This window comes from Rubritalea sp., assembly GCF_039830215.1.
Classification (GTDB): domain Bacteria; phylum Verrucomicrobiota; class Verrucomicrobiia; order Verrucomicrobiales; family Akkermansiaceae; genus Rubritalea.
The window spans coordinates 1-3534 of record NZ_JBDOPO010000112.1 but is presented as its reverse complement, the minus strand read 5'-3'; the positions used below and the strand labels follow the sequence as shown (position 1 = coordinate 3534).

Below are 3534 nucleotides of genomic sequence, written 5' to 3'. Positions count from 1 at the left end.
TCAGACTTTCTATGGATTCCGTCACGCAAGCGCAAGCCGACGAACTCTGGACTAAGCTCCAAGATCTCGCTATCGGACCATACTTCAGCCCGGGTATTCAACTTTCGAGAGTATAAGGGGGGCTGAATTTCAATAAATGAAAAAGCCACACCACTCGGCGTGTCTTTTTTTGTGACCGAAATAGTAGGCATATTTTGTGCAAATACAGTGACGATCGGCGTTGAATGATACAGCAGAATAAGGAATAGTCCCAGCAGTCATGCAACGAGAAATTACGCAATCTATCCGCGCCATTCAGGCACTAGAACTGGTCACTCAGCTTCAAACTCAATTTGTAGCTGGACTCGAACAGCTAGGAAAAATCCTAGGACTCGACACTCAGTTCGATCCAGTCGAGTGGCTTCGTGACGGAGGTTCCCATGGCGGAGGTGTGCGCTTTTGCGCTGGTGAAGACGCGCTCTTCAACCGTGCATCTGTCAACATTTCCCAAGTGCACTACGACGACGATCCAACAAAAAAACTCGGATCTGCTACTGCTATTTCAACGATCATCCACCCACAGAACCCACACGCGCCATCCATCCACATCCATATAAGCTGGACTGAAATGCGTGACGGCAACGGCTACTGGCGCATGATGGCCGATCTCAACCCTTCACTTGAAAATGAATCAAACAAGCAGACATTCACCCAACTCCTCAAAGAGGCGTCTGGAGACACCTACGCGGAAGGTTCAGCTCAAGGCGATCGCTATTTCAACATCCCAGCCCTCGGCCGTCACCGTGGTGTGGCTCACTTTTATCTAGAACAATACAAAACGGACAGCCCAGAAACTGATTTCGCATTTGCTCAAAGCTTTGGAGAGCAAGTCATCGACGGCTACGTTGACATCCTCACTAGCTCACTGAAACAGGCTCCTGTAGTAACAACACAGAATAAAAATGATCAGTTAGCCTACCACACACTCTATCTCTTTCAGGTCCTGACCCTCGACCGTGGCACTACCTCTGGCCTCATGGTGCACAACCAAAATGATCTCGGTATCATGGGATCCATTCCAGCTAGAGTGAATAAGGCATTGCTCGAGTCATGGGCTAATAAATGTGATTCGCCACAGGATTCACTAGTTAGAGACCTTGTCGCCGCACTTCCTGGAGGCGAAATTAGCCCTATCACTCACCCAGTCAAGCTTAACTTAGCTCAAGCAGTCAAGGCTCATTATAAAAATCACCCAGAAGCTCTCGCCATGCAAGCACGAGGCAATGTGACCCCTCCCACTGTCGACAACCACAAATAGGGACCAAACTCGCACCTCATGCGCTCACAATAACAGAGACACAAAATCTCGAACACGTCGATAGGCTCCTCCAGCAGCCTTCCTTTAATGGAGCTCAATAAATGCCTCATAACCTGAGCCAGACTTCAGCTCTGCCGCTACATCAAAAGAGCCCTCTGACGAAATATAGTGAATATATTCATCAACTACTTCCCAATAGTAATCGAAGACTTAGGCTGATACGAGGGTCTTTTCTGTGTAGATTATTATCATAGTTTATAAGTATTGTTCAATACTAACGTATCCACACTAAACATTAACAGCTCATTAGCGATCCCGTGGAAGTAAGACCTGTTCTCATTTTAAAACCAGTAATCTGGCTAGCTGTATCCACCGATTTCTAACATATCCACTTAATCCAAGCCCACCACACGACAACTACATTCTTCTGCCTAACAATGAAAAAATCTATTACAGTAAACTGCTGTGAATGGCCTAAAGAACTATATAAAAGGTTTCGTTATTTCAACTTAGCATCAATCTCATCTGCATGCGCATTGAAGATTTTGAGTTCATCTTTGATCTTAGGCAGTAGAACATAGATTCCAATGAAGTTTGGAAAACACATTAAGAAAAGCATCGCATCTGAAAAATCGAGCACATTTCCGAGTTTTATAGAGCACCCTAATACGACCACTGCACTGAATAACACTTTGTAGATAAATGCATTCCTTCTCGTCTTTCCAAAAAGGTACCCCCATGCCTGCTCTCCATAGTAGCACCATGAAATCATAGTTGAAAAAGCGAATAAGAGTACTGCTGCAAAAAGCACATACGGGAACCAACTGATCACACTACCAAAGGCGTTTGAAGTCACCGTAATCGCTTTAGCCCAATCTCCACCTTCTGTTTGGGCTCCTGTGATTATAATCACCAAAGCAGTCATCGTACACACAATCACAGTATCGACAAATGGCTCTAACAATGCCACGTATCCCTCACTTGCAGGCTTAGTCGTCTTCACCGCCGAGTGCGCAATCGGAGCCGAACCAAATCCAGCCTCGTTTGAAAATGCTGCGCGCTTCAAGCCTTGGATCATCACACCGATCATACCACCGATCCCAGCTTTGAACGAAAATGCTTCTGAGAAAATTAACCCGAAAGCTGAACCAATCTGATCAGAATGAACGAACAGAACATAGGCCGCTGCAGCTAGGTACGTGAGACACATAATCGGGACCAACTTTGCAGTCACTCTACCAATGCTCTGGATTCCACCCAAAATCACGCCTGCCACGAAAACAGCCATGATCAAACCGAACAACCAGCCCTTACCGTAGAAGAAACTATCCGAACCTCCAGTGACTGCCAGAACTTGCTCAAATGCCTGATTGCCTTGGAACATATTGCCTGCACCAAGCGAAGCCATAACACATGCGCCTGCAAAAATCACAGCCAAGATCTTACCAACCTTAGCCCAACCTAATTCAGCAAAACCGTGCTGAAGGTAAAACATTGCACCTCCATGTACCTTGCCATTTTCGTCAATCTCACGGTAGCGTGTACCCAAGGTACATTCACAAAACTTGGTGGTCATCCCCAATACTCCACAAAGTATCATCCAAAACACTGCTCCTGGCCCACCCGCTGTTATAGCTATTGCTACACCTGCAATATTTCCTAGGCCCACTGTAGCCGACAATGCTGAGCTCAATGCTTGGAAATGCGTGATTTCACCAGGGTCTGACTCTTTCGAATAGCGACCTTTCACAGTTCGTATAGAACGCTTCAGACCACGTATATTGATAAAGCCAAAATAAAGTGTGAGAAATAATGCACTCACAACTAACAAAAAGAGAACAAAGGGAATCCCAGTCCAAGGGATTTCAAAAAATACGATATTTAGAGCCCAATCAGCCACCGGCCCCATCAGCGCGTCAGCGCCTTCCGCCTCGTCTGCAGCACTAGCCGAATCTTGTAAAAAAAAGAAACTTAGCGCTAAGATGCTTAGAATTTGGGATGTCGTGTTCGTAGAAAATCGCATGTAAAACAGTGGTCTAAAGGAAGAACACTGACACTCCAATCTAGCAGCTCAAGAATAAAATGGAGCCGACCTAAATCAATAGATAGCCCTCGCTGAATTTTAGAGCTTCCTCTGATTCAGAAATCCACAAATAATTTTCTTCACACCCAGCAATCCATCCTTCACCTTCCATGCACTATGCGCCTTATCCTCTTCCTACTTATTGCCTCGCTTG

At 45.7% G+C, this 3534-nt stretch carries 2 protein-coding genes; one reads left to right on the top strand and one right to left on the bottom strand.

Annotated elements, in window-relative coordinates; translation table 11 throughout:
• Nucleotides 1-259: 259 nt before the first annotated feature.
• A complete protein-coding gene (locus ABGY95_RS03815) occupies nucleotides 260-1297 on the top strand; it encodes a coproporphyrinogen III oxidase (protein WP_347440380.1) in 1038 nt (345 codons plus the stop codon).
• A gap of 499 nt (nucleotides 1298-1796) precedes the next feature.
• Here the strand turns inward: ABGY95_RS03815 and ABGY95_RS03810 are convergent, their stop codons facing one another.
• Nucleotides 1797-3320 carry an alanine/glycine:cation symporter family protein gene (locus tag ABGY95_RS03810; RefSeq protein WP_347440379.1) on the bottom strand — a complete coding sequence of 508 codons (1524 nt, stop codon included), beginning with the start codon at nucleotides 3318-3320 and terminating at the stop codon, nucleotides 1797-1799.
• Between the last annotated feature and the right edge of the window lie 214 nt (nucleotides 3321-3534).

Coding starts and splice junctions, on each gene's coding strand:
- ABGY95_RS03815 (WP_347440380.1), top strand. CDS start 260: ATGCAACGAGAAATTACGCAATCTATCCGCGCCATTCAGGCACTAGAA.
- ABGY95_RS03810 (WP_347440379.1), bottom strand. CDS start 3,320: ATGCGATTTTCTACGAACACGACATCCCAAATTCTAAGCATCTTAGCG.